This is a genomic window from Sulfitobacter sp. TCYB15, assembly GCF_040435955.1.
In the GTDB taxonomy this organism is placed as follows: domain Bacteria; phylum Pseudomonadota; class Alphaproteobacteria; order Rhodobacterales; family Rhodobacteraceae; genus Sulfitobacter; species Sulfitobacter pontiacus.
The window spans coordinates 210,472-237,100 of record NZ_CP159193.1 but is presented as its reverse complement, the minus strand read 5'-3'; the positions used below and the strand labels follow the sequence as shown (position 1 = coordinate 237,100).

The 26,629-nt window shown below is 61.7% G+C and carries 21 protein-coding genes; 9 read left to right on the top strand and 12 right to left on the bottom strand.

What is annotated here, in order from left to right:
• Position 1: 1 nt before the first annotated feature.
• Both mepA and ABM428_RS01105 read right to left on the bottom strand, forming a co-directional pair.
• Positions 2 to 937 (bottom strand): penicillin-insensitive murein endopeptidase, encoded by a 936-nt coding sequence (mepA, locus tag ABM428_RS01110; RefSeq protein ID WP_132997582.1) that lies wholly within the window; start codon positions 935 to 937, stop codon positions 2 to 4.
• Positions 934 to 2,307, bottom strand: coding sequence for an MFS transporter (locus ABM428_RS01105; protein WP_132997581.1), 1,374 nt, complete (start codon positions 2,305 to 2,307; stop codon positions 934 to 936). Before ABM428_RS01105 ends, mepA begins: the two co-directional genes overlap by 4 nt.
• 201 nt (positions 2,308 to 2,508) lie before the next feature.
• Here ABM428_RS01105 and ABM428_RS01100 point away from each other — a divergent pair, with 201 nt between their 5' ends.
• The 4 genes from ABM428_RS01100 to yaaA all read left to right on the top strand — a co-directional run bounded on the left by ABM428_RS01100 (position 2,509) and on the right by yaaA (position 6,189).
• Positions 2,509 to 2,835 carry a BLUF domain-containing protein gene (locus ABM428_RS01100; RefSeq protein ID WP_235183734.1) on the top strand — a complete coding sequence of 109 codons (327 nt, stop codon included), beginning with the start codon at positions 2,509 to 2,511 and terminating at the stop codon, positions 2,833 to 2,835.
• Between the two features lie 102 nt (positions 2,836 to 2,937).
• On the top strand, positions 2,938 to 3,225 hold the full coding sequence (locus tag ABM428_RS01095) for a YggT family protein (RefSeq protein ID WP_005850500.1): 288 nt from the start codon (positions 2,938 to 2,940) through the stop codon (positions 3,223 to 3,225).
• 109 nt (positions 3,226 to 3,334) lie between these two features.
• Positions 3,335 to 5,380 (top strand): DNA helicase RecQ, encoded by a 2,046-nt coding sequence (gene recQ, locus ABM428_RS01090; protein ID WP_132997580.1) that lies wholly within the window; start codon positions 3,335 to 3,337, stop codon positions 5,378 to 5,380.
• A gap of 29 nt (positions 5,381 to 5,409) precedes the next feature.
• Entirely contained in the window at positions 5,410 to 6,189 is a 780-nt protein-coding gene (yaaA, locus tag ABM428_RS01085; protein ID WP_353628072.1) for a peroxide stress protein YaaA, read from the top strand.
• Here the strand turns inward: yaaA and ABM428_RS01080 are convergent.
• The 5 genes from ABM428_RS01080 to ABM428_RS01060 all read right to left on the bottom strand — a co-directional run bounded on the left by ABM428_RS01080 (position 6,174) and on the right by ABM428_RS01060 (position 15,104).
• Complete coding sequence (locus tag ABM428_RS01080; protein ID WP_353628071.1) at positions 6,174 to 8,315, bottom strand: response regulator; 2,142 nt, start codon at positions 8,313 to 8,315, stop codon at positions 6,174 to 6,176. The genes yaaA and ABM428_RS01080 overlap by 16 nt on opposite strands.
• A 102-nt stretch (positions 8,316 to 8,417) precedes the next feature.
• A complete protein-coding gene (locus ABM428_RS01075; RefSeq protein ID WP_353628070.1) occupies positions 8,418 to 10,460 on the bottom strand; it encodes a hypothetical protein in 2,043 nt (680 codons plus the stop codon).
• Entirely contained in the window at positions 10,457 to 13,219 is a 2,763-nt protein-coding gene (locus ABM428_RS01070; RefSeq protein WP_132997818.1) for a DUF4159 domain-containing protein, read from the bottom strand. Before ABM428_RS01070 ends, ABM428_RS01075 begins: the two co-directional genes overlap by 4 nt.
• Positions 13,216 to 14,100: a DUF58 domain-containing protein gene (locus ABM428_RS01065; protein WP_132997819.1), complete on the bottom strand. Its 885-nt coding sequence runs from the start codon at positions 14,098 to 14,100 to the stop codon at positions 13,216 to 13,218. Before ABM428_RS01065 ends, ABM428_RS01070 begins: the two co-directional genes overlap by 4 nt.
• Positions 14,097 to 15,104 carry a MoxR family ATPase gene (locus ABM428_RS01060; protein WP_132997820.1) on the bottom strand — a complete coding sequence of 336 codons (1,008 nt, stop codon included), beginning with the start codon at positions 15,102 to 15,104 and terminating at the stop codon, positions 14,097 to 14,099. The genes ABM428_RS01065 and ABM428_RS01060 overlap by 4 nt, the downstream gene beginning before the upstream one ends.
• A 70-nt stretch (positions 15,105 to 15,174) precedes the next feature.
• On the opposite strand from ABM428_RS01060, the gene ABM428_RS01055 reads away from it, so the two are divergent.
• Together ABM428_RS01055 and ABM428_RS01050 are read left to right on the top strand one after the other, a co-directional pair.
• Positions 15,175 to 15,753, top strand: a complete 579-nt coding sequence (locus ABM428_RS01055) for a DUF1285 domain-containing protein (RefSeq protein ID WP_064216124.1) — start codon at positions 15,175 to 15,177, stop codon at positions 15,751 to 15,753.
• A gap of 49 nt (positions 15,754 to 15,802) precedes the next feature.
• A complete protein-coding gene (locus ABM428_RS01050; protein WP_132997821.1) occupies positions 15,803 to 16,558 on the top strand; it encodes a hydroxypyruvate isomerase family protein in 756 nt (251 codons plus the stop codon).
• A 25-nt stretch (positions 16,559 to 16,583) separates the two neighbouring features.
• Here ABM428_RS01050 and polA read toward each other — a convergent pair whose 3' ends face one another.
• From polA to ABM428_RS01035, 3 genes are all read right to left on the bottom strand, one after another.
• Entirely contained in the window at positions 16,584 to 19,382 is a 2,799-nt protein-coding gene (gene polA, locus ABM428_RS01045) for a DNA polymerase I (protein ID WP_132997822.1), read from the bottom strand.
• Positions 19,383 to 19,501: 119 nt separating this feature from the next.
• Positions 19,502 to 20,119, bottom strand: coding sequence for a TIGR02117 family protein (locus ABM428_RS01040; RefSeq protein WP_353628069.1), 618 nt, complete (start codon positions 20,117 to 20,119; stop codon positions 19,502 to 19,504).
• Between the two features lie 62 nt (positions 20,120 to 20,181).
• On the bottom strand, positions 20,182 to 20,361 hold the full coding sequence (locus ABM428_RS01035; protein WP_005850479.1) for a zinc-finger domain-containing protein: 180 nt from the start codon (positions 20,359 to 20,361) through the stop codon (positions 20,182 to 20,184).
• Positions 20,362 to 20,546: 185 nt separating this feature from the next.
• Between ABM428_RS01035 and gpmI the strand changes: the two genes are divergently transcribed.
• The 3 genes from gpmI to ABM428_RS01020 are packed head-to-tail and all read left to right on the top strand — an operon-like array spanning position 20,547 to position 24,532.
• Positions 20,547 to 22,064, top strand: a complete 1,518-nt coding sequence (gpmI, locus tag ABM428_RS01030) for a 2,3-bisphosphoglycerate-independent phosphoglycerate mutase (RefSeq protein ID WP_132997824.1) — start codon at positions 20,547 to 20,549, stop codon at positions 22,062 to 22,064.
• Complete coding sequence (locus ABM428_RS01025) at positions 22,061 to 23,191, top strand: murein hydrolase activator EnvC (protein WP_132997825.1); 1,131 nt, start codon at positions 22,061 to 22,063, stop codon at positions 23,189 to 23,191. Before gpmI ends, ABM428_RS01025 begins: the two co-directional genes overlap by 4 nt.
• A 3-nt stretch (positions 23,192 to 23,194) precedes the next feature.
• Positions 23,195 to 24,532, top strand: a complete 1,338-nt coding sequence (locus tag ABM428_RS01020) for a S41 family peptidase (protein WP_037942619.1) — start codon at positions 23,195 to 23,197, stop codon at positions 24,530 to 24,532.
• An 81-nt stretch (positions 24,533 to 24,613) separates the two neighbouring features.
• On the opposite strand, the gene ABM428_RS01015 is transcribed toward ABM428_RS01020, so the two are convergent.
• Together ABM428_RS01015 and ABM428_RS01010 are read right to left on the bottom strand one after the other, a co-directional pair.
• A complete protein-coding gene (locus ABM428_RS01015) occupies positions 24,614 to 25,876 on the bottom strand; it encodes a TrkH family potassium uptake protein (protein WP_180829220.1) in 1,263 nt (420 codons plus the stop codon).
• 77 nt (positions 25,877 to 25,953) lie between these two features.
• On the bottom strand, positions 25,954 to 26,616 hold the full coding sequence (locus ABM428_RS01010; RefSeq protein ID WP_005850470.1) for a TrkA family potassium uptake protein: 663 nt from the start codon (positions 26,614 to 26,616) through the stop codon (positions 25,954 to 25,956).
• Between the last annotated feature and the right edge of the window lie 13 nt (positions 26,617 to 26,629).

Here is a 26,629-nt window from a genome sequence, read left to right as displayed (position 1 = left end):
CTTAGTTCGAATCCAGCACGGATTGGCATTGCGCTGGCAGGTCAGCAAGCAGCAGTTCGCGCTTTGGCTTGCGCTTGGGCGCATTGGGGTTTGGTGGGGGCGGGTTCAGGATATTCGCCTGCCACTGACGCGCATCGGCGCAGCCGTCGCCCGCAGGGGGCGGATCCTGGTTGACGCAGCCGGTCGCCCCTTTGGGGCAGCTTAGCCGAACGTGGAAATGATAGTGGTGCCCGTACCAAGGGCGGATTTTGCGCAGCCAGCTGCGGTCGCCCTTTTCGTCGGCACACATCTGCACCTTGGCCCCGGGGAAAACAAAGATGCGCGCCACGCGGGGATCAGATGCCGCGGCCTTGAGTACCTGATGGTGCTGGCGGGTCCAACTGCTGTTCACATAGGCACCGCTGGCCCGACGCATGGATATAGAGGAGATACTTTCACGCTGTGCCCGGCTGAGCGACAGCGACTTGGGCGGAAGCATCCAGAAATCGGCGTCCAGACCCATCTGGTGGCTGGCGTGCCCTGTCAGCATCGGGCCGCCACGGGGCTGGCTGATATCGCCGACATATAGCCCTTCCCATCCGGGTTGCTGTGCGGCCTTCGCGCTGAGCGTTTTAATGTAATCGATCATCTCCGGGTGGCCCCAGTTGCGGTTGCGCGACAGGCGCATCGCTTGCCAGGTCGGCCCCGTTTCGGCCAGTTGTTGCGCCCCTGCGACACAGCCCTTTGAATAGCTGCCGTAAGCGGCGGAAGACTGCCGTGACCCGTCGGCTTTCGCGCCAAAAAGCTTCTTGGCCTGAATGTTGCTGCGCGCGCCCCCCGACGACCCGATGGTCGGCAGGATTTTGGACGCTTCCGCATTCGGCTTGGACGGTGACCCGCCGCAAGCCGCCAGCGTGAGGGCCAGCGCGGTACATGTGAGGATTCGTGTCAGGATCATTTCGCGAAATCTCCGTTCGGTTTCACCCAGACTAACAGAACCAGGCCGATGATGAACAGCCCTACGACAGGGGCGATCCCGATCCGTTGGCTGCCGGATACGTCGCTTGCGATGGCGATCAGGGCAGGGGCCAGAAACGAGGTCGCTTTGCCCGACAGCGCGTAAAGGCCAAACGCCTCTGTCATGCGGTCGGGGTTGCCCTGACGGGTCAGCATATTGCGCGACGATGCCTGCAGCGCCCCGCCCGCCGCCCCGATCAAAGCACCAGCGATGTAAAAGGCGATGTCGGGCGCGGAGGATCCTTCGGCCAGCGTGATGCCCATGATCGAGTTGGGCGTCAGCGAGATGATCAGCACGGCCGTTGCAATCAGGATCAGACAGCATGTTACGATCACAGGCATCGGCCCAATCGCACGATCCACACGCCCGCCCACCCAGCAGAACACCGCGCCTGAAATCGCGGCAAGTATCCCGAAGACGCCGATATCAATAATGCTCCAGTTCAATACGCCAAGCGCGTATATCCCGCCGAATGTGTACATTCCGTTAAGCGCATCGCGGTAGAACATGGATGACCCCAAATAGGCCAGCAGCGACGGGTGGCGCGGCAGGTTCTTGAGCGTGACCCACAGATCAGAAAGCCCTTGCCCCACGCGGTACCGCGCCGCGCCGGTCACCGGCGTATCGCGCACATACAGAAAGAAGGGGATCATGAAGACCGCGTACCAGATCGCGGTCAGCGGCCCGACGATGCGCGTATCGGCTTTGGTCGCGGGGTCCAGCCCCAAAAGCGGGCTCAGCCCCGCCATCGTGCGCCCATTGCTGCCCGCCTGAAACAACGCGATCATCACGATCAGCGCCACAACACCGCCGACATAGCCAAAGGCCCAGCCTGACCCCGACAGCCGTCCGCGCTCTCCCGGGTCGGGATGCAGCTCTGGCAGATAGGAGTTGGTGAAAATTGTCGCGAATTCCATCCCGATCAGGCCAATGCCAAAGAAGAAGAGCGCCCACAGGACCGAGAAATCTTGCGGGGCGGTCCACCACAGCGCGGCTGATCCCACCACATAAAGCCCCGAAAACAGCCAGATCCACGGCATCCGCTTGCCCGATGAATCAGCCACCGCCCCAAGGGTCGGGGCCAGTATCGCTATCATGATCCCCGCAACCGTCAGCCCGTAGCCCCAATAGGCCTGCGCCTGCGCCTTGGCCGCATCCAGCGCCATGCCGCTATCCACAAGATTTGCCGTTGCTGTTTGCGCGAAATACGGGCCGAAAATAAACGTCAGAAGAAGCGTGTTATAGGGTTGGCTGGCCCAGTCAAAGAAGTACCAGCCCCAGATTTTCTTGCGCGCTGACGTGGCTGCCATGACTGCTTTCTCCTGTTTTGAGGGACGGTAGTGCAGCAGCCCTACGCGGCGCAAGAGCGGTGTTGGGCGCAACGCTAGCGTGAACTGCCCATCAGTATGTCATAAGACATCTCAAAAGGGTCGCTTTTCAAATCCTTTTTGCCTACACAGGGTGCCAACGTTAAGAATGTTTTGGATAATTTTACGAGGCTCCGTATGTCGATGATCCGGCTTTTGTACTTCAGCACCGCAGTTCCTTCGGTCTCTAAGGCGGATGTTGCCGACATATTTACCGTCGCTGTGCGCGAGAATGAAAAACACGGCGTCACCGGTGCCTTGGCCTACAACGGGCGCAACTTTTGTCAGGTGCTTGAGGGCGAAGAAGCCGCCATCCGCCAGTTGATCGAAAACATCCAGAAAGACAGTCGTCACAGCGGCTTCAAAATCCTCGACGAAAAGCCGATCGAGACACGGCATTTCGCCGATTGGTCCATGCTTCAGGTCGATAGCCTGGATTTTTCTGTCGTCATCAACGCGATGCAAGCGTGATGTGATGCGATTTTACCGAGAGGGGCGGTGCCAAGGCGCTGCCGCTCTTGTTCTTTGATGCCAGCGCACCTACTTTCGCGCTGTGCAACGAAAGGCCCCCTTATGACATCCCTGTTTCAGATCCTGATGCTTCTACTGAACATCGTTTGGTTCATCATCATCGCGCATGTCATCATGAGCTGGCTGATTAATTTTCAGGTTTTAAATCTTCGTCAACCTTTGGTGGCGCAAGTTTGGGATGGGCTGAATCGCTTGTTGGAGCCTGTTTACGGGCGGGTCCGCAGCTTTCTGCCGCAAATGGGCGGGCTTGATCTGGCACCGCTGGTCGTTCTGATCGCCGTTGCCGTTTTGCGTATCCTGCTGATCAACAACGCCGCGCTGTTCTACTGATCGGGTGGCTGCTGGGGCAAAGACCCCGCTGGACGCACGGGCAGGGATTGTTCCCCGCCCGCGACTATGAGATTCTGCAAACTGCAGGTTAGATACAGTTGGGTTTTTCATGTCAGGCGCTGCCACGCTACTTCGTGATGTCTTTGGATTTGACGGGTTCCGCCCCGGCCAACAAGAGATCGTAGAGGCCGTTACCGCCGGCGAAAACACATTGGCCATCATGCCCACGGGTGGTGGTAAATCTCTTTGTTTCCAAATGCCTGCTCTTTTGCGCGACGGGGTGACGGTGGTGATATCGCCGTTGATTGCCCTGATGCGCGATCAGGTCCGCGCGCTGCAAGAGCTTGGCGTCGGGGCGGGGGCGCTGACCTCTGGCAATACGCCAGAGGAAACCGATGCCGTGTGGGAAGGGCTTGAGGCCGGAACGCTCAAGCTGCTCTATATGGCCCCAGAACGGCTCGCTGCCGGGTCGGTTACGGGCATGCTCAAACGGGTTGGCGTATCGCTGATCGCCGTGGACGAGGCGCATTGCGTCAGCCAGTGGGGCCATGATTTCCGCCCCGATTACCTGCGCATCGGCGAATTGCGTCGTACGCTTGACGTTCCGCTGGCCGCGTTCACCGCAACGGCGGACACGGAAACCCAAGCCGAGATCGTTCAAAAACTATTCGATGGTGTCCCCCCGCGCGCCTTCCTGCGCGGGTTCGACCGGCCCAATATCCATCTGGCCTTTGCGGCCAAAAACGGGCCGCGCGCGCAGATACTGAACTTTGCGTCAGGGCGTAGGGGGCAGTCGGGCATCGTCTATTGCGGAACGCGGGCCAAGACCGAAGGGCTGGCCAAAGCGTTGCGCGACGACGGGCATCTGGCGCTGCATTATCATGGTGGGATGGAGGCGGACGACCGCCGCACCGCCGAACGCCGTTTCCAGCAGGAAGACGGGCTGATCGTGGTGGCGACAGTGGCCTTTGGCATGGGCATCGACAAGCCGGATATCCGCTGGGTGGCCCACGCCGATCTGCCGAAATCCATCGAAGCCTACTATCAAGAAATCGGGCGGGCGGGTCGCGACGGTGCGCCGGCCGAGACGCTGACGTTGTTCGGCCCTGATGATATCCGTTTGCGCCGCAGCCAGATCGACGAAGGGCTCGCCCCGCCGGAACGGCGCGCCGCTGATCATGCACGGCTGAACGCGCTGCTGGGGCTGGCCGAAGCATTGGCGTGTCGTCGTGCGAACCTGTTGAAATACTTTGATGAAACCGATGTCACCTGTGGCAATTGCGACCTTTGCGATACGCCTGTCGATGTGTTTGACGGGACCACTGCCGTGCGCAAGGCGCTGTCGGCGATGCTGCGCACCGAGGAATGGTTTGGCGCAGGCCATCTGATCGACATCCTGTTGGGCAATGAAACCGATAAAATCCGTGAACGCGGGCACAGCGATTTACCGACCTATGGCGTGGGCAAGGAATATGACAAACGCGAATGGCAGGCGGTGTTCCGGCAAATGATGGGGCACGATCTGGTGCGCCCCGATGCCGCACGTCACGGTGCGCTGCGCATGACCGATGCCGCATTGCCAATCCTGCGCGGTGAGGCGTCGATCTCTCTGCGCCGGGACAGTATCCGCGCCGCCGCATCGCAGCGCCGTCCTGCGGTCAAGGCGATGGTCAGCGACGAGGATGCGCCGCTGCTCTCTGCGCTCAAGGCGAAACGCCGCGGGCTGGCAGAAGCCGCAAAAGTGCCCGCCTATATCATCTTTAATGACCGCACCCTGATCGAGATGGCCGAGAAACGCCCGGATACACTGGACGCTATGGCCCGTATCGGCGGGGTGGGGGCCAAAAAGCTCGAGAACTTTGGCGATGCGTTTCTAGAGGTGATCAACGGGGCCGCCGCCGAGATGCACCCGACGCGGCGCAAGCTGGCGGGACGCGCGGCAGGGTCGGTGTTCGATCAACTGCGCGAAGTGCAAACTACCTTGTCTCGTGGGGCAGATGGGGGCGAAAAGCCGTTGAGCTGCTCAACTTCGCTGCTGGCAAAAGTGGCGCAGTTGCACGCGCCGAACCTTGATGCCATCGAACGCATTTTGGGCGAGAAACGCACCGAAAGGTTTGGCCCCGCATTTCTGGACGTTTTGCAGCAAGCGGGCTAGCTCTTGCTGCGACCAAAAAAGGAAAATCCATGCTGACCGTTATCTCTCCCGCCAAGAAAATGGACTGGACCCCGCGCGACGTCGCTATGACGACGCCCGACCTGCAGGAAGATGCGGTCGCCTTGGTCAAGGTGGCTCGCGAGCTGAGCGTTGGTGATCTGCAATCATTGATGCACCTGAGCGAGAAACTGGCCAAGCTGAACCGCGACCGTTTCGCCGCGTTCGAGGAAAATCCGTCCCCCGATGTTGTGCGCCCCGCTGCCTTTGCCTTTGCTGGTGACACCTATCAGGGGCTGGAAGCGACCAGCCTGGACCCTGATGAACTGGACTATGCCCAAGATCACCTGCGCATTCTGTCGGGGCTTTATGGTGTGCTGCGACCCTTGGATGCCATTCAGGCCTACCGGCTTGAGATGGGCAGCCGATTGAAAACGCCGCAGGGCAAATCGCTGTACGACTATTGGGGCGCGCGTCTGTCCGAAGCGTTGAACGAACAGGCGGAACAGACCAACAGCAAGGCGTTGGTGAATTGTGCCAGTCAGGAATATTTCGGCGCGGTCGACCTTAAGGCGCTGGTGCCGACGGTTGTGACACCACAGTTCATGGAAGATAAATCGGACGGCAAAGGGCCCAAGATTGTCAGCTTTTACGCCAAGAAAGCCCGTGGCGCGATGGCGCGTTTCGTGGTGCAGAACCGCCTTACCGACGCCGAGGCGATCAAGGATTTCGATATCGGCGGATACGCATGGCAGAAAGAGCTGTCGACGCCGGAAAAACCTGTATTTGTAAGGCCCTATCCCACCAACTGACCCTCCAGCGGGAAAGCCGCGTTGGGGCAGTAACGGTTAAGGAGCGCCACAAGCTCCGCCTTGCGCAAGGGTTTGGTGAGGAAATGATCCAGCCCGGCGGCGAGTATTCTTTCCTTTTCGTCCTGAATGGCATGCGCTGTCAGCGCGACAATCGGGCAGCTGCTCGCCCCGTCTTCCAGCGCACGAATGGCGGCGGCGGCGTCTTTTCCATTCATCTTGGGCATAGAAATGTCCATGAACACCAGATCGGGCCGGAAGGTTTCAAACAGCGCAACTGCCTCTTGCCCGTTGGTGGCAAGTTGCAGGTCGATGTTCAGCCGTTGCAGCATCTTTCGAAGCACCAGACGATTGGTCTTATTGTCCTCGGCCGCCAAGACCCGCATCGGGCGGGTACCAACAGGCACCGGCTGCATCGTTGACACTTCGGCCAGCAGCTCGGTGACACTAATCGGGTTCTTCATGATCCGGCGCACGCTCGTATCATCCATACTATCGCGAATTTTGTCGGGCGTCTGACTGTACAGGATTACCTCGGTCGCGGGGTCGGAGCCATGTACAGCGCGGGCAAATTCGATCCCGTCCATATCGGGCAGCGTGTCGTCGACAAGCAGCAGATCAATACTGCCGTCCAGCGCGGCCAGCCCCGCTTCACCGGTGCCACAGGAAGTCACGCGCACACCGATATGTTCCAGATTGCGCTGCAAGATCGATCGGCAGATCGTTTCCCTTTCGACAATCAGGACATGGCGCAGGAAGGGAGGTGGCTTAAGCGGCGGCGCGGCACTGTCTTCTTGGGCCTTCAGGGGCAGTTCGAAGCCAAAGCACGACCCAACCCCATGCTCTGACGTGACCCAAATCTCGCCCCCCATCAGTTGTACCAGACGTTGGCAGATGGCGAGCCCCAGTCCCGTCCCCTCTGCATTGGGGCTGGGGTCACTGCTGGCTTGGGTAAATTCCCCCATGATATGTTCAATCATGTCCGGCGCGATGCCGATGCCCGTATCCTCGATAGAGATTTTGATCAGCACGTTGCCAGAGCCCGCGTCGGGCAGCCCCGTGGCGCGGATCAGGATATGTCCATTTTGCGTAAACTTAACAGCATTTCCCACCAGATTGGTAAGCACTTGCCTAATGCGCCCTGCATCGCCGACCAGCTTGCGCGGCAGGAACAGGTCGTAATCCAGCGCGAGGTCCAGCCCCTTTTGCACCGCAAGGGGCTGTAAAAGCAGCAGTACCTCTTGGAAGACACGTTCCAGATCAAAGGGGGCGGGGTGGATGCTCAGTCGGTTTGCCTCGATGCGCGAGAAATCCAGAACGTCGTTGATGATGACCAGCAAAGCTTCGCCAGAGGTCTTTATGGTGTCGACATATAGGCGTTGGTCTTGGGTCAGCGCGGTATCGCCAAGCACCTCCGTCATGCCTACGATCCCGTTCATCGGTGTGCGGATTTCGTGGCTCATCTTGGCGAGGAAAAGGGATTTCGCGCTGTTGGCTGCCTCGGCCGCGGCGCGGGCATCGACGAGCTTGCGTTGGTATTCCACGGTTTCGGTAATGTCGCGGGCGAGCGATACGATATCACCGCCTTTTCCCCTTTGATCGACAATCTTGATATATGCGCCATTCCAGAGCTTTATGATGATGGGTGCCGGGGCCTTTTGCTGCGATCGCAGGAGCATCTTGGCGCGCCATTCCTCTGGCGTGCGGCGCCCGATATTTACGATCCCTTCATCGGTGAGCACACGCAGGATGGTGGAATAGCTGACACCCGGACAGATGGCATCAATACCGTCGAACACGGCCAGATAAGACCGATTGGCCATGATCATTTCATTGTCTTTGTTGAAAAAGGCAAAGCCGTCATGGATGGTTTCGACCGAATGCCACAGCCGGCGTTGGGTCAGTTCGATCTGTTCGCGCGCGGCACATAGATCGGACATCACCCGTTTGTTTTCGCCGCGGATGTTTTCAACCTCCGCCCGTGTTTCAGAAATCTCGACAGAGACATTTTGCGCGTGGTCATCCAGCTTGCGGTAAGCGGCACAAAGCTCTGCCTGGGTTTGTTCAAGCAGCGCTTCCACCTCTGCGCGGCGGCGTTGTTCATGGGCAAGCTGGTCAGCTGGTTTCATCCAAAGCTCCGAATTCCTCCTATCGGGGGATCATGGGGGGCTTGGGGTGAACAACTGCTTAAGCGTTGCGTGATTTATCGGGCGGTGGCGTTGTTTTTAAGGTTAACGCCGCCCTTCGCGCAGCCATGCTGCAAGGATCAGGGCGCTGCCCAGCAACAGGACGAGCCACGCGGGCAGGATCGGCATCTGTCGCACGTCACGTGTTTCATAGGCGTTGCGAGGGGTCAGACCGATCCATCCACGTCCGGCTGCAGGGCGCCCGACACGTATGTCGCGGAGGCGAGGCAGGCCGTCCTCGATCCGCGCGACACCACCGCGCAGGGGCGCAAGTACGGGGGCGAGGGTTTCGTCGCTGGCAATCGTTTCCACAAATTCCCGCGGGGCGGCGGGGCCCAAACCGATCACCGCGCTTTGGTCGCCATTTTCCAGCCGGTAAAGGCCAATCTCGGGGCCTTCGTAAACCCCTTCGAAGACACCCGGCGTGGCTGGCGAAAGCGTGATCTCTGCCGTGCTGCCATCGGGGTTGGTCAGGGTGACAGGCGGGATGTCATCCCCCAGCGTGCGACGGGTGATGCGCATGGTCTGGCCTTCGGCTGTGGCGGTCAGGGCCTCTTCCTCAAGCTCGGGTTCTTTCATCATCCAGTGGGCCAGCCGCCGCAACAGCTCTAGTTGCGGGCCGCCACCTTCATAGCCACGGTTCCACAGCCACGCATGATCTGACGCCATGAGCGCGACGCGCCCTTCTTCCACACGGTTCAGGATCAGCAGCGGCCGGTCATCTTCGCCGGTCATCACCACATGTCCCAAGGGATCGGCCACGTCGATCTGCCGCAGCCAGCGGCCCCATGTTTCCTGTTCGGGCAAGCCGCTGGTCACCGGATGGCGGTGCCCCAGCTCGGACACCAGCGGGCGGTAGGGCTGTTCGATCACCCGTGCGGTCGGCGTGGCGGGCAAGACCTCTCCGAGGGGGGAGCGGTAGATGCTGTCGGCGCTTGCGAAATCCGCCCCGGCAGCGACCAGCACAGCACCCCCGCCGCGCACATAATTGGCGACGTTTTCAAGATAGAGCGACGGTAGGATGCCGCGGCGTTTGTAGCGGTCAAAGATGATCAGATCGAAATCCTCGATCTTTTCCATGAACAGCTCGCGGGTGGGAAAGGCGATCAGCGAAAGTTCGTCCACCGGCACGCCATCCTGTTTTTCCGGCGGGCGCAGGATCGTGAAATGCACCAAATCGACAGAGCTGTCGGATTTCAGCAAATTGCGCCACGTACGCCCGCCCTGATGCGGCTCCCCGCTGACGAGAAGCACCCGCAGACGGTCGCGCACCCCGTTGATCTGGATCAGCGCGGCATTGTTGCGGTCGGTCAGCTCTCCTTCGGCCTCGGGCAGCGAGAACCGGATCACATTGCGCCCGCCGTGGGGCAGGGTGACGGGAAGTTCCAGATCTTGCCCCACGGGGACGCGGAAGGTCTGCGGCGGCTCCCCATCGACCGAGATTTCAAGCGGGGCCAGCGCGTCTTTTTCCGGGGCGGCCCCAAGGTCGTCGATGCGCAGGGTCAGGGTCACGGGTTCGCCGATGATGGCAAAGGCAGGGGCGTTGCGGACGGACAGGCGGCGATCCCAATCGCTTTGCTTTCCGGTCATCAACAGATGCATCGGTGCGGGCAGATCGACTGGCAGGTCGGCGTCGTGAATGCGCCCGTCGCTGAGCGCAAGGATGCCTGCGATACGGGCGCGCGGCTCTTCGGCAAGCACCTCTGACAGGGCGGTCATCAGCTGCGTGCCGCTATCGCCTTCTCCATCGGGCACAGTCACGCGGCGCAGTTCCGTATTCTCGCGCGCGGTGATCTGTGCTGCCAGTGTCTCGGCGGCGGCGGCGGTTTGTGCGGGCCGGTCTGCGAGGGATTGGCTGGCGCTTTCGTCTTCCAGCATCACGACGATATCGGTGAGCGGCGCGCGGTCTTCCTGCTGCACGGAGGGGCCAGAAAGCGCCGCCAGAACGACGAGCATCGCCGCCCCCCGCAGCGCCCAGCCTTGCAACCCGCGCAGCACCGCCAAGGCAACGGCCACCAGCGCCAGTGCGGCAACGCCCCATAACATCGGTAGCGGGATCAGCGGGTCGAAGATGATGGTTGATGTCATTGGCCCAACCTGTCCAGCAGCGCAGGCACATGCACCTGATCGGATTTATAGTTGCCGGTCAGCACATGCATGACCAGATTGACGCCAAAGCGGTAGGCGAGCTCGCGCTGACGTTCCCCGGCGAAACCGCGCCCGATCGGTACCATCGGCGCGCCGTTCGAGGACACGGCCCAGGCCGCGGCCCAGTCATTTCCACCGATGACAACCGGGCTCACCCCGTCATTCAGATTGCGGAACGGCATCCCCTCTACCTGTTCGGCATCGGGGGGCGATGCCTCTACCCACAGATCGCGTCCGCTGTGCCGTCCGGGGAAGTCCTGCAGCAGATAGAACGTGCGGGTCAGCACGTGATCCGCAGGCAAGGGTTCAAGCGGGGGAATGTCCAGCGGCGCGGCGAGGTCTTGTAGCTTGCGCCCGTTGGGGCTGGCAGCTCCGAAGCCCGCGATATTCGCATCACGTGTGTCGAACAGGATCATCCCGCCGGAGCGCAGATAGTCGTTCAGCTTGCGATAGGCCGCATCCGATGGGCGGGGCTGATCGGGGGTGATGGGCCAGTAAAGCATAGGGAAGAAGGCAAGCTCGTCCCGCTCCAGATCCACACCGATGGGGTTGGCAGGTTCGACCGAGGTGCGGAAATAAAGCGTATCCGACAACCCGCGCAATCCGGCATCCGACATCTCGTCAACCGACGCGTTGCCGGTGATCACATAGGCCAGCGTCATTTCCGCCGTGGCGTTCAGGGCAAAGCTGTCGTCCGCCTGCGCATCGGCCTGCGTCGGTGCATAGATCAGCGCCGCAAGGATCAGCCCTGCGGCATTGCTGTGCCTGAGCAGCCGCCCCGACAAGGACAGCGACGCGATGACATCAGCGAGCAGCAGTAGAATTGACAGGGACAACAGCCAACCGGCAAGCGGCTGTTCATCGGCCACATCAAGCCCACGTACTGGCACATCCGCTGGCCATGCCGCGGGGGTCAGGGTGGTATCTGCAACCACCACATTGCGCGCAATGCGCCGATCGCCAGAGGCATAGACCCCCGGTTGCAGGTCTGGGCCCGCAGCCGCGGCCATCAGATCAGCCCCGTCCACACCGGGCAGCGTACCCGCGTCAGACAGTGTGCCAAACCCGTCCATCACGCGCAGGGGCGTCCACGTCGTGCCCTGCAGGTCCGAAGCCTCGATACCGGCGGAAGATGAAGAAATCGCTAACCGTTCCATCATCTGCACAAACAGCCCCGACAGTGGCAACGTCGACCACTCGGCCGTGGCTGTCACGTGAAACAATACGATCTGCCCCTGTCCTACCTGCTTGCGGGTGACCAGCGGGGTGCCATCGCTTAGCGACGCGATCACACGCTCTGCCAGTGTCGGGTCGGGCTGCGCGACGACCTGGGCCGAGACGGTCACATCCTGCGGTATCTCCAACCCGTAGAAAGGAGAGGATTCGCGGAAGCTGTCCAGCGTTTTCGGGGCGCCCCAGCTCATTGCGCCGCCGACACTGCGGCCACCGGCCCGCAGGCGCACAGGCATCAGCGGGTCTTCGGTATCTCGGCTGATGTCGCTGGCAGCGATGCGTGGACCGGCGAAACGCACCAACATGCCACCGGCTTCGATCCAGTCGATCAAGGGGGCCTGCTCTGCCTCCGACAGGGTCGCGATATCGGCCAGCACGATCACATCTGGGTTTGCGGGCAGCACATCACCAATCCCCCCCTCAATCAGATCGGCGGCGGGGGCCAAGGCTTGTTCGATGTAGTGCAGGGGGGACAGCAGCTCCAGCCCTTCGCGGTTTTCGCGTCCGGCGATCAGCCCAACCTCGCGCCGCCGCAGCGCATCATCTACCAGCGTCGTCGCCCCGGCGGAGCGTTGGCTCGCGATGTCGAAACGCGTGATCCGCGCGCGCAGCTCTGCGGGCAGGGACAAGGCCGCGCTGGCCTGCGTTGATCCTGCTTCGAATGTGGCCGGAACGCTGGCAAGGACGCGGATATTGCCCGCCGGATCACGCCCCTGCGCCGTGATGGTCACCGACCGCTCAGCGCCAGCAAGGGCGCGCTTGGCGGTCAGGGTAATCGCCCCGTCCTCATAGGTCGCGGGGGCCAGTGCCGTTACGTCTGCGCCAGTCTGATAGACCTCGACGCTGCCCTTGCCCTGAAGCGCATCAAGCATCGCGTCGCGCCCCGCATAGGCCAGCCCGTCGCTGAACCACAGGGTATCGAAACCGCCAAGCGTGTCCGCGATCTCTATCGCGCGGTCAATGTCGGCGGGGGCGGGCTGCCAGGGGGCGGGATCAAACCCGGCCAGACGGCTGCGCCATGCGTCAGCGGATTGAAAGGCGGGTGCTTCTGGTCGGGTAAGGGTCAGAAAACCGACAGTGCGTCCAGCGCGTGCCGCACGGGTCAACTGCGCTTCTAGCGCTTCGGTTTGCTGAGGCCAACGCGTGGCTCCCGCCCAAGACCCGTCGAGCACGATCAGCAGCGGGCCGGTACCTTGGGTCTGTTCCTCTTGCGGGTTCAGGATCGGTCCGGCCAGCCCGATGATCAACGCGGCCACCGCCAGCATGCGCAGCAGCAGCAACCACCACGGCGTGCGGTCCGACACGCTTTCATCATCGCTCAGCCCAAGCAGCAGCGCCACGCCGGGAAAGCGGCGGCGGATCGGCGCAGGTGGCACCGCGCGCAGGATCAGCCACAGGATCGGCAGCGCCAGAAGCGCCAACAGCATCCACGGCGCGGTAAAGCCGATGCCCCCCAGAACGGTCATGCGGCCCCCCCGCTGCGCGTATCCAGCGCCGCATAAAGCCACAAAAGCGCCGATTGTGCGGTGCTGTCGGTGTGGTGCAGCCCGTATTGCCAGCCAGTCAGGGCGCAAAGCTGCCGCAGCTCTGCCTTGCGCGCGGCGAGCCGTTCCAGATAGCGGTCTTTCAGGTCGTTCGCTTTCAAGGTCTCGTGGCGCAGCGTGCCGCCGACGCTTTCAAAGATGGTGCGGCCGGTGAAGGGGAAGGCCTCCTCCGAGGGGTCCAGCACATGATATAACACGCCGCGCACCCCGCGGTCCGCCGCTTTGGTCAGCGCGGTGGTCACCCCCGCAAGATCACCCATGAAGTCAGAGATGAACACAGCCCGTGCATGGGGGATCATGGCGCGATGTTCCGGCGGGGCGTAGTCGGCGGCGTCGTCCTGACACAGGGCTTCGGCAAGGCGCAGGATCTGCGGCCTGCCGGATCGCGGGGGCAGGGCGCTGCCGGTCAGCCCGACCCGTTCACCGCCCCGTTGCAGCAGGATCGCCAGCGCCAACCCGATCAGCCGCGCGCGGTCGCCCTTCTGTTCCAACGCAGCCGTCGAGGCAAAGCGCATGGACGCCCCCTGATCGACCCAAAGCATGACCGACTGCGCGATCTGCCATTCGCGTTCGCGCACGAACTCATGGTCCCCCATTGCCGAACGCCGGTGATCGATGCTGCGACGGCTATCCCCGGCCTGTGCCGGACGGTATTGCCAGAAATCATCCCCCACCCCTGCGCGTCGACGCCCATGAGCACCCAGCAGGACTGCACCGGCCAGATGCTCTGCACGGGCCAGCAGCGCGGGCAAACGGGCGGCTTGCTCCTCTGATCGGATGCGAAGGGTGTAGGGGCTGTTCACGCCGCGGCCTTTTTCCCGATCAGACTGGCCGCGGTTGTGTCAATCAGCGCGGATAGGCTGTCGCCACGAGCGCGCGCCGCGAAGTTCAGCGCCATACGGTGCAGCAACACAGGACGGGCCATATCGATGACATCCTCCGCCGACGGTGCCAGACGCCCCTGCAACAAAGCGCGCGCCCGCACCGTCAGCATCAACGCTTGCGCGGCGCGTGGGCCGGGGCCCCACGCCACGGTATCGCGCACTTGCGGGCTGGCATCAGGCCCGTCAGGGCGGAAGGCGCGGACCAGATCAAGGATCAGCTCGACCACCGATTCACCCACGGGCATCTGCCGCAGCAGCGTTTGCGCGGCCAGTAGCTCTGCCGTGGTAAAGACGGATGCGGCCTGCGCATCGGTATCCCCTGTGGTGGCCAGCAGAATATCCCGCTCTGTCTCCCGGTCGGGGTAGGCCACATCGATCTGCACCAAAAAGCGGTCAAGCTGGGCCTCGGGCAGCGGGTAGGTGCCTTCTTGCTCAATGGGGTTCTGGGTGGCGAGCACGTGAAACGGATGCCCCAAGGCGCGGTCCTGTCCGGCGACGGTCACGGTCTTTTCCTGCATCGCCTGCAGCAAAGCCGACTGGGTGCGCGGCGAGGCGCGGTTGATCTCGTCCGCCATCAGCAACTGGCAAAAGATCGGCCCCTCGACAAAGCGGAACGCGCGGGTGCCATCGGCGGCGGTGTCCAGCACCTCTGACCCCAGAATATCGGCAGGCATCAAATCGGGCGTGAACTGGACCCGATTGCCATCCAGCCCCATTACCGTGCTCAGCGTTTCGACCAGCCGCGTCTTGCCCAGACCCGGCAAACCGATCAGCAGCCCGTGGCCACCGCAGAGCAACGCCGTCAGCGTCAGATCAACGACCCGTTGCTGCCCGATGAAACGCCGGTTGATCGACGCCTTCGCCTCGGCCAGCTTTGCGCCAAGCGTCTCGATTTCTGCTACCATATCGCGGGCTTGGGTCATGACTTTTGCGTCCTCGGGGTTATATCAGTTAGATGTAAGTGTATCGTGTGAACAGGAAATGGCAAAAGCAATGAGTGGACAAAAAACCGTGACCCCGACAGCAGAAAGCCTTGCCGCGTCTGTTTCCGCCGCCAAAACACGCGGATTGCCGCCGGTTGAAAAGTGGAACCCCCCGTTTTGCGGCGATCTGGACATGGAGATCAAACGCGACGGCACTTGGTTCTATCAAGGCACCCCCATCGGACGCATCGGGCTGGTAAAGCTGTTCGCATCGATTCTGATCCGCGAAGAAGATGATTATTTCCTTGTGACGCCGGTTGAAAAGGTCGGCATCAAGGTCGAGGACGCCCCCTTTGTCGCCATCGATTTCGAGGCCGAAGGCAGTGGCACCGACCAGAGGCTGACCTTCCAGACCAATCTGGAAGACATCGCCGTCGCCGGCCCCGAACTGCCGATCCGAGTTGAGCGCGACCCCGAAGATGGCGAACCCGCGCCCTACGTCCGTATCCGCCGCAACCTAGAGGCGCTGATCGACCGCAAAAGCTTTTACCGGCTGGTCGAGCTTGGCGTGCATCACGACGGCTGGTTCGGCGTATGGTCGGGCGGCAGCTTCTTTGGTATTATCCCCTCGGACGAACTGCCCGATTGATCCTGCCTGCCACAGTGCGACGATAGCGGCCCGAACCGGATGATCCTTCATGAAGCCAGCCGCGAACCTTACTCTGCTGTGGCCCGAGCTGCCCTATCTTGATCGTTTTGCCGCCGCCGCAAAGGCGGGGTTTACCGCCGTAGAGGTGCTTTTCCCCTATGATCTGGCCGCCAAAGAGACGCTGCGCGCCTGTGTCGCCAACGGCTTGCAGTTGATCCTGATCAACGCCCCGCCGCCCAATTACACCGGCGGCGCTCAGGGCTTTGCGGCGGTGCCCGAACAGGCGGCGCGTTTCCGCGTCGATATCCAGCGGTCGTTTCGATATGCCACCACGCTCAAGGTCCGCTATCTGCATGTCATGGCGGGCAATGGGCAAGGCGCGCTGGCGCGGCAGACCTTCATCGATAATCTGATCTGGGCGGCTGATATCGCGCCGAAGGGGCTTACCCTGACGGTTGAACCGCTGAACCCGGTCGCGATGCCGGGGTATTTCATGAACGACTACGCGCTTGCCGCCGATGTGCTGCGTGCTGTGAACCGGCCGAACGTCGGGCTGCAATATGACAGCTACCACGCCCAGATGATCCACGGTGACGCGGTGGCGGTGTTCGATCAATACAAAGATCTGATCGTACATGTGCAGCTTGGCAACGCGCCTGATCGCAGCGCGCCCGGTACGGGTACGGTTGATTTCCCTGCGCTCTTCGCCGCCCTGCGCCGCGCGGGGTATCGCGGCTGGGTCAGTGGCGAATATATCCCCGGCCCACGGACCGAGGACAGCCTCGGCTGGATGACACTCAGCTAGCCGCAGGGGGGCACTTCAGAGGCGATTAATGCGCCTCCGCCCAACTCGCCCCGACGCCTGCATCCACGTCGAGCTTCACATCCAGTTTGACCACCGGATCGGCTGCATTCTCCATCACCTTGCGTGCGGCGGCGATCAGATCGTCCTCGGCCCCTTTCTCCACCTCGAACAGCAATTCATCGTGGACCTGCAACAACATGGTGGCGGGCAGATCCTTGATCGCGTCGGGCATACGGATCATCGCGCGGCGGATCACATCGGCGGCGGTGCCCTGAATAGGCGCGTTGATGGCCGCCCGTTGGGCAAAACCGGCGCGGGGGCCCTTGGCGCTGATCTCGGGCGTGTGGATCTTGCGCCCGAACAGCGTCTGCACAAAGCCATGCTCTTTGGCGAAAGCCTTGGTGTCATTCATATAGGTACGGATGCCGGGGAAACGTTCGAAATAGCGGTCGATGAACCCCTGTGCTTCGGCGCGCGGGATACGCAGGTTGCGCGCCAGACCAAAGCCCGAGATGCCATAGATCACGCCAAAGTTGATCGCCTTGGCCTGACGACGCACGTCCGACGTCATCTCGTCCAGTGGCACGCCGAACATTTCCGAAGCGGTCAGCGCGTGAATGTCGATGCCGTCCTGAAACGCCTGCTTAAGCTCGGGGATATTGGCGATATGCGCCAGTATCCGCAGCTCGATCTGGGAATAGTCAAGCGCGACCAGCGCCTTGCCCGGCTCTGCAACAAAGGCCTCGCGGATGCGCCGCCCTTCTTCGGACCGGATCGGGATGTTTTGCAGGTTCGGATCGGTCGAAGCCAGCCGCCCGGTCGACGCCCCCGCGATGGAATAGGACGTATGCACACGGCCCGTGTCGGGGTTGATGTGATCCTGCAGCGCGTCGGTATAGGTCGATTTCAGCTTGGACAGCTGCCGCCAGTCCAGCACCCGCGCAGGCAGGTCATGCTCTGTCGCGAGGTCCTCAAGCACATCGGCACCGGTGGCATAGGCCCCCGTCTTGCCTTTCTTGCCGCCTTCCAGCCCCATCTCGTCGAACAGGATTTCCCCCAGTTGCTTGGGCGAGCCGACGTTGAATTTGCGCCCGGCGAGCTCATAGATCTCGTCCTCAAGCCCCGCCATCTTCTGGGCAAAGGCGTTGGACATCCGGCTCAGCGTATCGCGGTCCACCTTCACGCCAGAGCGTTCCATTGCCGCCAAAACAGGCACAAGCGGGCGTTCAAGCGTTTCATAAACCTTCGTCACCCCGACGCGGTGAAGCTGGGGTTTGAACAGTTGCCACAGCCGCAGAGTGATATCCGCATCCTCGGCGGCATATTTCACCGCATCGGCGAGCGGCACCTTATCAAAGGTGATGGCCGATTTGCCTGTCCCCAGCAGCGGCTTGATCGGGATCGGTGTGTGCGACAGATAGCGTTCAGACAGCGTGTCCATGCCGTGGCCGTGCAGCCCGGCGTGCATCGCGTAGGACAGCAGCATCGTGTCGTCGATGGGCGCGACGTTGATCCCAAGCTGAGCGAAAATCTTGCTGTCGTATTTCATGTTCTGCCCGATCTTGAGGATCGAGGGATCCTCCAGCATCGGGGTCAGCAGGCGCAGCGCCTCTTCGGTAGGGATCTGCCCCTCGGCCAGATCATCACTCCCGAACAGATCATCGCTGCCGCGCGCCTTGTGAATGAGCGGGATGTAGCAGGCCTTGCCCGGTTCGACACAAAGCGAAACCCCGACAAGCTGCGCGACCATATCGTCCAGCCCGGTGGTCTCTGTATCGACGGCGACATAGCCGAATTCGTAGATACGGTCGATCCAGGCCTGCAGCGCGGCTGTGTCACTGACGTGTTCATAGAGCTCTGCGTCAAAGGGCACATCCGCCGCGGCCGGGGCATCTGCAGCGACCGGTGCCTCGGCGATGGTGGGGGCCTCTTTCCCCAGCACCTCGGCCACACGTTTGGACAGGGTGCGAAACTCCATCTCGGCCAGAAAGCCCAGCAGTTGATCTGCATCAGGGTCGCGCACCTCAAGATCGTCAAGGGTGAAGTCCAGCGGCGTGTTCTCGTCCAGCTTGACCAGATCACGGGACAGGCGGATCTGGTCGGCATGGTCGATCAGGGTCTGGCGCCGCTTGGGCTGCTTGATCTCGCTCGCGCGCTCCAGCAGCGCATCCAGATCACCATATTCGTTGATCAGCAAAGCGGCCGTCTTGATCCCGATCCCGGGTGCCCCGGGGACGTTATCGACAGAGTCGCCCGCCAGCGCCTGCACATCCACCACACGATCGGGATAGACGCCGAATTTCTCGAACACACCGTCGCGGTCGATGCTCTTGTTTTTCATCGCATCCAGCATTTCAACACCGCCGCCGACCAGCTGCATCAAATCCTTGTCCGAACTGATGATGGTGCAGCGGCCACCTGCGGCGCGTGCCTGTACGGCGAGCGTGGCAATGATGTCGTCCGCCTCGAAACCTTCCTTTTCCTTGCAAGCGATGTTGAACGCTTCGGTGGCGGTACGGGTCAGCGGGATCTGCGGTCGCAGGTCTTCGGGCATGGCCTCGCGGTTGGCCTTGTATTTGTCATACATGTCATTGCGGAAGGTATGGCTGCCCTTGTCAAAGATCACGGCCACATGGGTCGGTGCATCCGGCCCTGTGTTGCCTTCGACATAGCGGTGCAACATGTTGCAAAAACCCGCCACCGCCCCAATCGGCAGCCCGTCCGACTTGCGCGTCAGCGGTGGCAGCGCGTGATAGGCGCGGAAAATAAACGCCGACCCGTCGATCAGATGCAGATGGTGACCTTTGCCAAATGTGCCGGACATGTCGGTGCTCCTCTTTCAGACAAGCTTTCTTGTGCCACGAAGCCGGCAAACTCTCCAGCGGCCAATTGCCCGCGACCGGCTTCATTTTGCCAAATAAACTCCCCGCGGAGCGTCCCTGCCTAGCGGGGCTCGCTTTGGTAAAGGCGCCAGGAGAGGCTCACTGACAAGGGTAGTGGCGTCCAGCGTCCGAACCGCAGCCCTGCCGCGCGGAGTTGGTCGCCGATCCAGACGTTGCAGGTGCGCAGGATGCTAAAGCGTCCCTTGGCGGCAAAGAATCCATCGGTGGCGGTATACCCATCCACATCCACACGTTGAGGCAGCCCGTCAGGGCCGGGGTCAAGCGCCGACCAGACATTCGCGACCAGTCTGCGGTACGCGCCTTCGGACATCGTCACGGTCCGGCGTTCGGCGGTCGGGGCGATGGGGCCAATGACATCAATCCGCAGCACCGCGTCGTCGCCGATAATCCCGCGCCAGACATTGCCGGGTTTCAATTCGCGATAGGTGGGGGTTTCCGTATAAAACTTGCGCGCCCCCCATCCGATGACAAGCCACCGCGCATCGGGGTGCGATAGCGGCAGACCCCGCGTCTCGAGCGCGGCAAACCGCGGGCCCGAGATATCATCAATCGGGATCAGCAGATCATAGTGGATGGGTCCGTGGACCAGCAGCACCTCGCGCGTCGGCACCGCGCGCGGTTCATCAGAGGCAGGAGCGGCCCAGAGGGCACCGATCACTGCGGCAAGCACAAAGCACGCGGGCAAAAGCGCAAGCGCGCCCAGCCATCGTAACGCTTTGGTCAGACCTTGCCCTCAAACTCGGCGTGGATGAACTTGCAGTCGCAGTACCCACATTCGACCCAGCCCTTGTCTTGCGGGATTTGCAGCCAGACGCGCGGGTGCCCCAAGGCGCCTTCGCTGCCGTCACAGGCGACGCGCCAGGTGTTCACAATGCGGGTTTCCGGTGCTTGGGATGTCATGCTGTCGTCCTTGGCTTTGATGCGCCCATCTTATGACCAAACCGCGCAGGCAGGGCAAGGGTGCGCCGTGTGATTTGGCCGCCCTCTGCTTACAAGTTTGTAAACTGCGTTGAATTAGGTTCACCATCGGCGACAGAGCCGCTAAAAGACGGAAAACCACTGTAAACCTGCGGAGCGGTCTCAGGATGAACACCCCAAAACCTGTCGTATTGTGCATTCTGGATGGGTGGGGCCTGCGCGATGACCCTCAAGGCAACGCGCCCCTTCTGGCAAAGACCCCGCATGTCGACCGGATCATGCAAAGCTGCCCTTCAGCGACGCTGACCACCTTCGGGCCTGATGTGGGTCTTCCACAGGGGCAGATGGGCAACTCCGAGGTGGGGCATACCAATATCGGGGCTGGTCGTGTCGTCGCGATGGATCTGGGCCAGATCGATCTTGCGATCGAGGAAGGCGCGTTTGCCACCCATCAACCGTTGCTGGACTTTGCCGAGACGCTGAAACAGACCGGCGGCACGGCGCATGTGATGGGGCTTGTCTCTGATGGCGGGGTGCATGGGCACCTGACGCATATGATTGCCGCGGTACGTGCGCTGCGGGCGCAGGGTATTCCGGTGGTGATCCATGCGCTGACCGACGGGCGCGATGTCGCGCCGCGCTCGGCCTTGGGCTATTTCGAGACGCTGCAAGCCGCCTTACCCGACGGGGCGACCATCGCAACGGTCTCGGGGCGCTATTTCGCGATGGACCGTGACAACCGCTGGGACCGTGTTGCCAAAGCTTATGAGGCGATCGTCCAGGGCAAGGGCAGCGCCGCCCCAACCGCCCGCGATGCGGTGAATGATGCCTATGGTTTGGACGAAAACGATGAATTTATCACGCCCACGGTGCTGGATGGCTACACCGGCGTGCAGGACGGCGATGGGATCTTCTGCCTGAATTTCCGCGCCGATCGCGCGCGCGAAATCATGTCGGCGCTTGCGGATCCGGAGTTTGACGCCTTTGACACAGGTGCGCGGCCTGCGTGGTCTGCGGTGATGGGCATGGCGGAATACTCCGACGCGCATGGGGCGTTCATGACCACCATGTACCCCAAGCCCGAGATCGTGAACACGCTTGGCGCATGGGTCGCACAGCACGGCCTTCGTCAGTTCCGCTTGGCCGAGACAGAGAAATACCCGCATGTGACGTTCTTTCTGAACGGGGGCGAGGAAACACCCACAACGGGCGAGGACCGCTATATGCCCAAGTCGCCGAATGTGGCGACCTATGATTTGCAGCCAGAGATGTCTTGCGCGGAAGTCACCGACCGTTTCGTGCAAGCGATCAAGGACCGCTACGACCTGATTGTAGTGAATTACGCGAACCCCGATATGGTGGGGCATACCGGTGATCTTGATGCCGCCATCGCGGCCTGCGAGGCGGTGGATACCGGCCTTGGGCGCGTGCTTGAGGCGCTAGAGGGCGTCGGCGGCGCGATGATCGTCACTGCGGACCACGGCAATTGCGAAACGATGATTGATCCCGAAACCGGCGGGGCGCATACGGCGCATACGCTCAACCCCGTGCCCGTGGCGGTTGTCGGCGGGCCCGATGGGGCCAGCCTGCGCAGCGGTCGTCTGGCCGATCTGGCACCGACAGTGTTGCAGTTGATGGGGCTGGATCAACCGGCCGAGATGACGGGAAAGTCGCTGCTAGAATGATCCGCCTTTGCGCCCTTGCCCTAATGTTCTGGCCCGTCGGCGTTTTTGCGCAGACCGAGGCGGCAGAACAGGCGCGTCGCGCGATGGCCGACCTTGAAGCGGCCTCTGCCCAGTTGGACGCCGCAGATGGGGCGCGGGACCGCGTGCAGGCGCTGACCCAGACGATTCAGGCGTTTGAAACCGGCCTTGGGGCCATGCGCGAGGGGCTGCGTCAGGCGGCCATCAACGAGGCGCAGCTGAGCAAAAAGCTACAGGCCCGCGATGGCGAGGTCGCGCAGTTGCTGGGCGTGTTGCAAAGCATCGGCGGCAACCCGTCGCCCACGTTGTTCCTGCATCCTGAAGGGCCCGTTGGCACGGCGCGCGCGGGTATGTTGCTGGCAGAGCTGACACCGGCCCTGAACACCCGCGCCGATGTCTTGCGGCAGGATCTTGAAGACGTGCAGACCCTGCGGGCGCTTCAGACCGATGCGGCACAGCGCTTGCAGGACGGGCTGACGGAAATCCAGCGCGCCCGGACAGAGCTTAATCAGGCGATGGCCAACCGGACCGATCTGCCCAAACGCTTCAACGAAGACCCGGTGCGCACCGCGATCCTGATCTCGACCTCCGAGACGCTATCGGGGTTCGCCAGCGGCCTGTCCGAGATGACCTCGGACCCGATCGCGGATGCCCCCGCCGATTTCGAAGGGCAGAAGGGCGACCTGACCTTGCCGGTGCAGGGCGTGATCCTGCGCCGTGCCAATGAAACCGATGCGGCGGGGGTGACGCGGCCCGGGATTATCCTCGCGACCCGCCCGCGTGCCATCGTGACATCGCCCACGGCGGCGACAATCCGCTACACTGGCCCGCTGCTGGACCTGGGAAACGTGGTCATTCTTGAACCTCGGGCCGGGGCGTTGTTTGTATTGGCAGGGTTGGATGTGGTTTATGGCGAGGCAGGGCAGGTGATCGGGGCAGAGACGCCGATTGGCCTTATGGGCGGCCCGGCCGGCGTAAATCAACAGGCGCTGTCACCAAATGGTGATGGGGCTGGCGTGGAGCGTTCAGAAACGCTCTATATAGAAGTAAGAGAGAACAATGTTCCGCAGGACCCGTCAGACTGGTTCCGAACTGATAAGGATGGATAAACGATGAAGAAGTTCGTGATGGCTGCCGTGGGCGGTACGCTGGCAGGGGTAATTGCCACGACGCAGATTGCGGGCCCCTTGCTGGCACAGGAAACTGAAAAGAACAGCAACGTTTATGAACAGCTTGATCTGTTCGGCGACATCTTTGAACGCATCCGCGCGCAATACGTCGAAGAGGTCGACACCGAAGAGCTGGTAGAGGCCGCGATCAACGGCATGCTTACCTCGCTTGATCCACACTCCAGCTACCTGTCGCCGAAAGACGCGCTGAAGATGCGCGACCAGACCCGTGGTGAATTTGGCGGTCTCGGCATCGAGGTGACGCAGGAAGAGGGTTTCGTCAAAGTCGTTTCCCCGATTGATGGTACGCCTGCCTCTGAAGCGGGTATCGAAGCGGGCGATTTCATCACCCATGTGGACGGCGAAAGCCTGCTGGGGCTGACGTTGGATGACGCGGTCGAGCTGATGCGCGGGCCAGTGGGATCAGAGATCGAGATCACCGTGGTGCGAGAAGGCGAGACCGAACCCTTCGACGTGTCGCTGGTGCGCGATACCATCCAGCTGACCGCGGTGCGCGCCCGTACCGAAGGCGACGCGGTTGTGCTGCGGGTCACCACCTTTAACGAACAGACCTACCCCAAGCTGAAAGAGGGTCTGGAAGAGCAGGTCGAGGCCGCCGGCGGCATCGAGAATGTCAGCGGCTTTGTCGTGGATCTGCGCAACAACCCCGGTGGTCTGTTGAATCAGGCTATCGCCGTGTCGGATGCTTTCCTTGAAGAGGGCGAGATCGTCAGCACCCGTGGCCGCGACGCCGCGGATGGCGACCGCACCAACGCCACCCCCGGCGATCTGGCCGAAGGCAAGCCGATTGTGGTGCTGATCAACGGTGGCTCTGCCTCGGCTTCCGAGATCGTTGCCGGTGCCTTGCAAGACCACCGTCGCGCGATTGTCGTCGGGACCAAAAGCTTTGGCAAAGGGTCGGTGCAGACGATCATGCCGCTGCGCGGTGAAGGGGCGATGCGCCTGACCACGGCGCGGTACTACACGCCGTCGGGCCGCTCTATTCAGGCACTTGGCGTGTCCCCCGACATCATCGTCGCCCAGCCACCCGCACAGCCTGCGGACACCGAGGAAGAGGATGCAACAGCACGTCCCCTGCGGTCCGAAGCAGACCTGCGCGGCAGTCTGAACAACGACAGCCTGACCGACGATCAGGTCGACCAGATCATGGAAGACCGCGCCAAGGCCGAAAAAGCTGCGTCCTTGCGGGAAGAGGATTACCAGCTAGCCTATGCCATCGACATCCTCAAAGGTTTGTCCGCATTGGGCCCGAAGAAGTAAGCGCGGCGATCACGCGTTCGCATTAAGGACCGGTCCGCAGATAGGCGGGCCGGTCTTTTTTGTTGGGCCAAGGGCGGGTGTTCAGCCCAGATAGACCTTGCCTTCGGGGTAGCGCACGCGGGGCACCGATTGCGTCGCCAGAAAGAACCCGATGGTCAGCGGGCCGACGCGGCCCAGAAACATCATCAGCATGATCATCGCGCGGCCGGTGCTATCAAGCTCTGCCGTGGCACCGCGCGACAGGCCGACGGTGCCAAAGGCCGATGTTGCCTCGAACGCGAGGTCGATGAACTCTCCGTCATGTTTGATCGACATGATGAAGATGCCCGTCAGGACCAGAAGGATGCTAATTGTGGTCAGCGCCATCACCTTGAACACTTCATCCGGCCCCATCGACCGACCAAAAGCATGCAGGCTGGTGCTGCGCCGGAAGAAGGCCACGGTGGCGAGGATCAGCACGATGAGCGTGGTCACCTTGATGCCGCCCGCCGTCGACGTACTGCCGCCGCCGACCAGCATCAGCGTCATGGTCATCAAGGCAGTACTCTCGTGGACCTCTGCGTAATCAAGCGTGTTAAAGCCTGCTGTCCGTGGGGTGACGGCCTGAAACCAACTGGCCCAAAGCTTGCTGCCAAGGCTGCCGAACTGGCCCAAGGTCGCGGGGTTGCGCCATTCCAGTGCTGCAAACAGCGCCCAAGCCAACAGGATCAGCACCACCGTGCCGGTGAGCATCAGCTTGCTGTGCAGGCTGAGCCGTCGCCAGCTGCGTTTTTCCCATATATCGGCCAGCACGATGAACCCGATGCCGCCGATGATGAACAGGGCGGGGATCACGACGTTGATAATCGGATCGCTGACCCAGTTACTTAGGCTGTCGGGGAACAGCGCGAACCCCGCATTGTTGAATGCAGAAATGCTTAGGAACACCGAATGCCACAGCCCCTGCGCCAGACCGAATTCGGGCACGAAGACAAAGGCCATCAAGGCAGCGCCGATAAGCTCTGCCAGAATGGCGATCTTCAGGATCGCCATCACCAGCGAGGTCAGATTGTAGATGCTCGGCTGGTTCAGGTCCTCGCGCAGGATAATCCGCTGCGGCATCCCCAAAGGGATACCAAGCGCGGACAGCACCAGAACGGCAAAGGTCATTAACCCCAAGCCGCCCATCTGGATCAAAAGTGCGATGACCGCCTGCCCGAAGCCGGTAAAGGCGGTGCCGGTATCGACCACCGCCAGCCCCGTCACCGTAACAGCAGAGGTAGAGGTGAACAGCGCGTCCGACAGGCTGATCCCCGCAGTATTCGCCAGCGGAGTCCACAGGATCAATCCGCCCAGAACCACCATCGTCAGATAGATCAACACAAGCACGGCGGGCGGGGGCAGAAGCCGCCACGCGCTTTTCTGTGACCTCGAAAAGAGTTTCAAAGGCTTGCCGCAAAGCTGCGCAGGTCGGTGCGCTGCCCGAGCAGGATCAACAGATCGTCCCGTTGCAACGTGCAGTCCAACCCGTCGCGCCCGATATATTCGGTGCCCCGCATCACGCCCAGACAGCGCAGGTCGAACTTCTTGCCGTATGACAACGTCTCGAGCGATTTGCCCTCAAGCGCTTCGGGGATGCGGAAGTTAACAACGTGGTACCCGTTCCCAAGGCTGACATAGTCGCGCACCAAGGGGTTGTGGATCACTTGGGCGATATGCTGGCCGACTTCGACTTCGGGGTGGATCACGCGGTCGACACCCAGTTTCGACAGGATGCGGTGATGCGTTTTTGTCTTGGCCTTTGCCCAGATCGTCTCGACGCCCAGCAGTTTCAGGTTGATGGCCGACAGGATGCTTGATTCAAGATCACTGCCCATGGCGACCAGCGCCATCGAACAGTCGCCCAACCCGGCTTCGCGCAGGGCGGCATCATCGCGGGCGTCCACGATAACGGCTTGGCTCAGCTTTTCGACATGGTTGCTGACGCGCTGGTCGTTCAGGTCCACGCCGATCACGTAGTTGCCAAAACGCTGCAGCTCGGTTGCGACCGTAGAGCCAAAGTTGCCAAGGCCGATCACGCCGATAGTCCGTCTTTTCACTGCCATCACGAGGGTCCTC

Excerpts from the sequence above, each read along its gene's own strand:
- mepA (WP_132997582.1), bottom strand. The coding sequence starts at position 937 with ATGATCCTGACACGAATCCTCACATGTACCGCGCTGGCCCTCACGCTG.
- ABM428_RS01105 (WP_132997581.1), bottom strand. The coding sequence starts at position 2,307 with ATGGCAGCCACGTCAGCGCGCAAGAAAATCTGGGGCTGGTACTTCTTT.
- ABM428_RS01100 (WP_235183734.1), top strand. The coding sequence starts at position 2,509 with ATGATCCGGCTTTTGTACTTCAGCACCGCAGTTCCTTCGGTCTCTAAG.
- ABM428_RS01095 (WP_005850500.1), top strand. The coding sequence starts at position 2,938 with ATGACATCCCTGTTTCAGATCCTGATGCTTCTACTGAACATCGTTTGG.
- recQ (WP_132997580.1), top strand. The coding sequence starts at position 3,335 with ATGTCAGGCGCTGCCACGCTACTTCGTGATGTCTTTGGATTTGACGGG.
- yaaA (WP_353628072.1), top strand. The coding sequence starts at position 5,410 with ATGCTGACCGTTATCTCTCCCGCCAAGAAAATGGACTGGACCCCGCGC.
- ABM428_RS01080 (WP_353628071.1), bottom strand. The coding sequence starts at position 8,315 with ATGAAACCAGCTGACCAGCTTGCCCATGAACAACGCCGCCGCGCAGAG.
- ABM428_RS01075 (WP_353628070.1), bottom strand. The coding sequence starts at position 10,460 with ATGACATCAACCATCATCTTCGACCCGCTGATCCCGCTACCGATGTTA.
- ABM428_RS01070 (WP_132997818.1), bottom strand. The coding sequence starts at position 13,219 with ATGACCGTTCTGGGGGGCATCGGCTTTACCGCGCCGTGGATGCTGTTG.
- ABM428_RS01060 (WP_132997820.1), bottom strand. The coding sequence starts at position 15,104 with ATGACCCAAGCCCGCGATATGGTAGCAGAAATCGAGACGCTTGGCGCA.
- ABM428_RS01055 (WP_064216124.1), top strand. The coding sequence starts at position 15,175 with ATGAGTGGACAAAAAACCGTGACCCCGACAGCAGAAAGCCTTGCCGCG.
- ABM428_RS01050 (WP_132997821.1), top strand. The coding sequence starts at position 15,803 with ATGAAGCCAGCCGCGAACCTTACTCTGCTGTGGCCCGAGCTGCCCTAT.
- polA (WP_132997822.1), bottom strand. The coding sequence starts at position 19,382 with ATGTCCGGCACATTTGGCAAAGGTCACCATCTGCATCTGATCGACGGG.
- ABM428_RS01035 (WP_005850479.1), bottom strand. The coding sequence starts at position 20,361 with ATGACATCCCAAGCACCGGAAACCCGCATTGTGAACACCTGGCGCGTC.
- gpmI (WP_132997824.1), top strand. The coding sequence starts at position 20,547 with ATGAACACCCCAAAACCTGTCGTATTGTGCATTCTGGATGGGTGGGGC.
- ABM428_RS01025 (WP_132997825.1), top strand. The coding sequence starts at position 22,061 with ATGATCCGCCTTTGCGCCCTTGCCCTAATGTTCTGGCCCGTCGGCGTT.
- ABM428_RS01020 (WP_037942619.1), top strand. The coding sequence starts at position 23,195 with ATGAAGAAGTTCGTGATGGCTGCCGTGGGCGGTACGCTGGCAGGGGTA.
- ABM428_RS01015 (WP_180829220.1), bottom strand. The coding sequence starts at position 25,876 with ATGGTGGTTCTGGGCGGATTGATCCTGTGGACTCCGCTGGCGAATACT.
- ABM428_RS01010 (WP_005850470.1), bottom strand. The coding sequence starts at position 26,616 with ATGGCAGTGAAAAGACGGACTATCGGCGTGATCGGCCTTGGCAACTTT.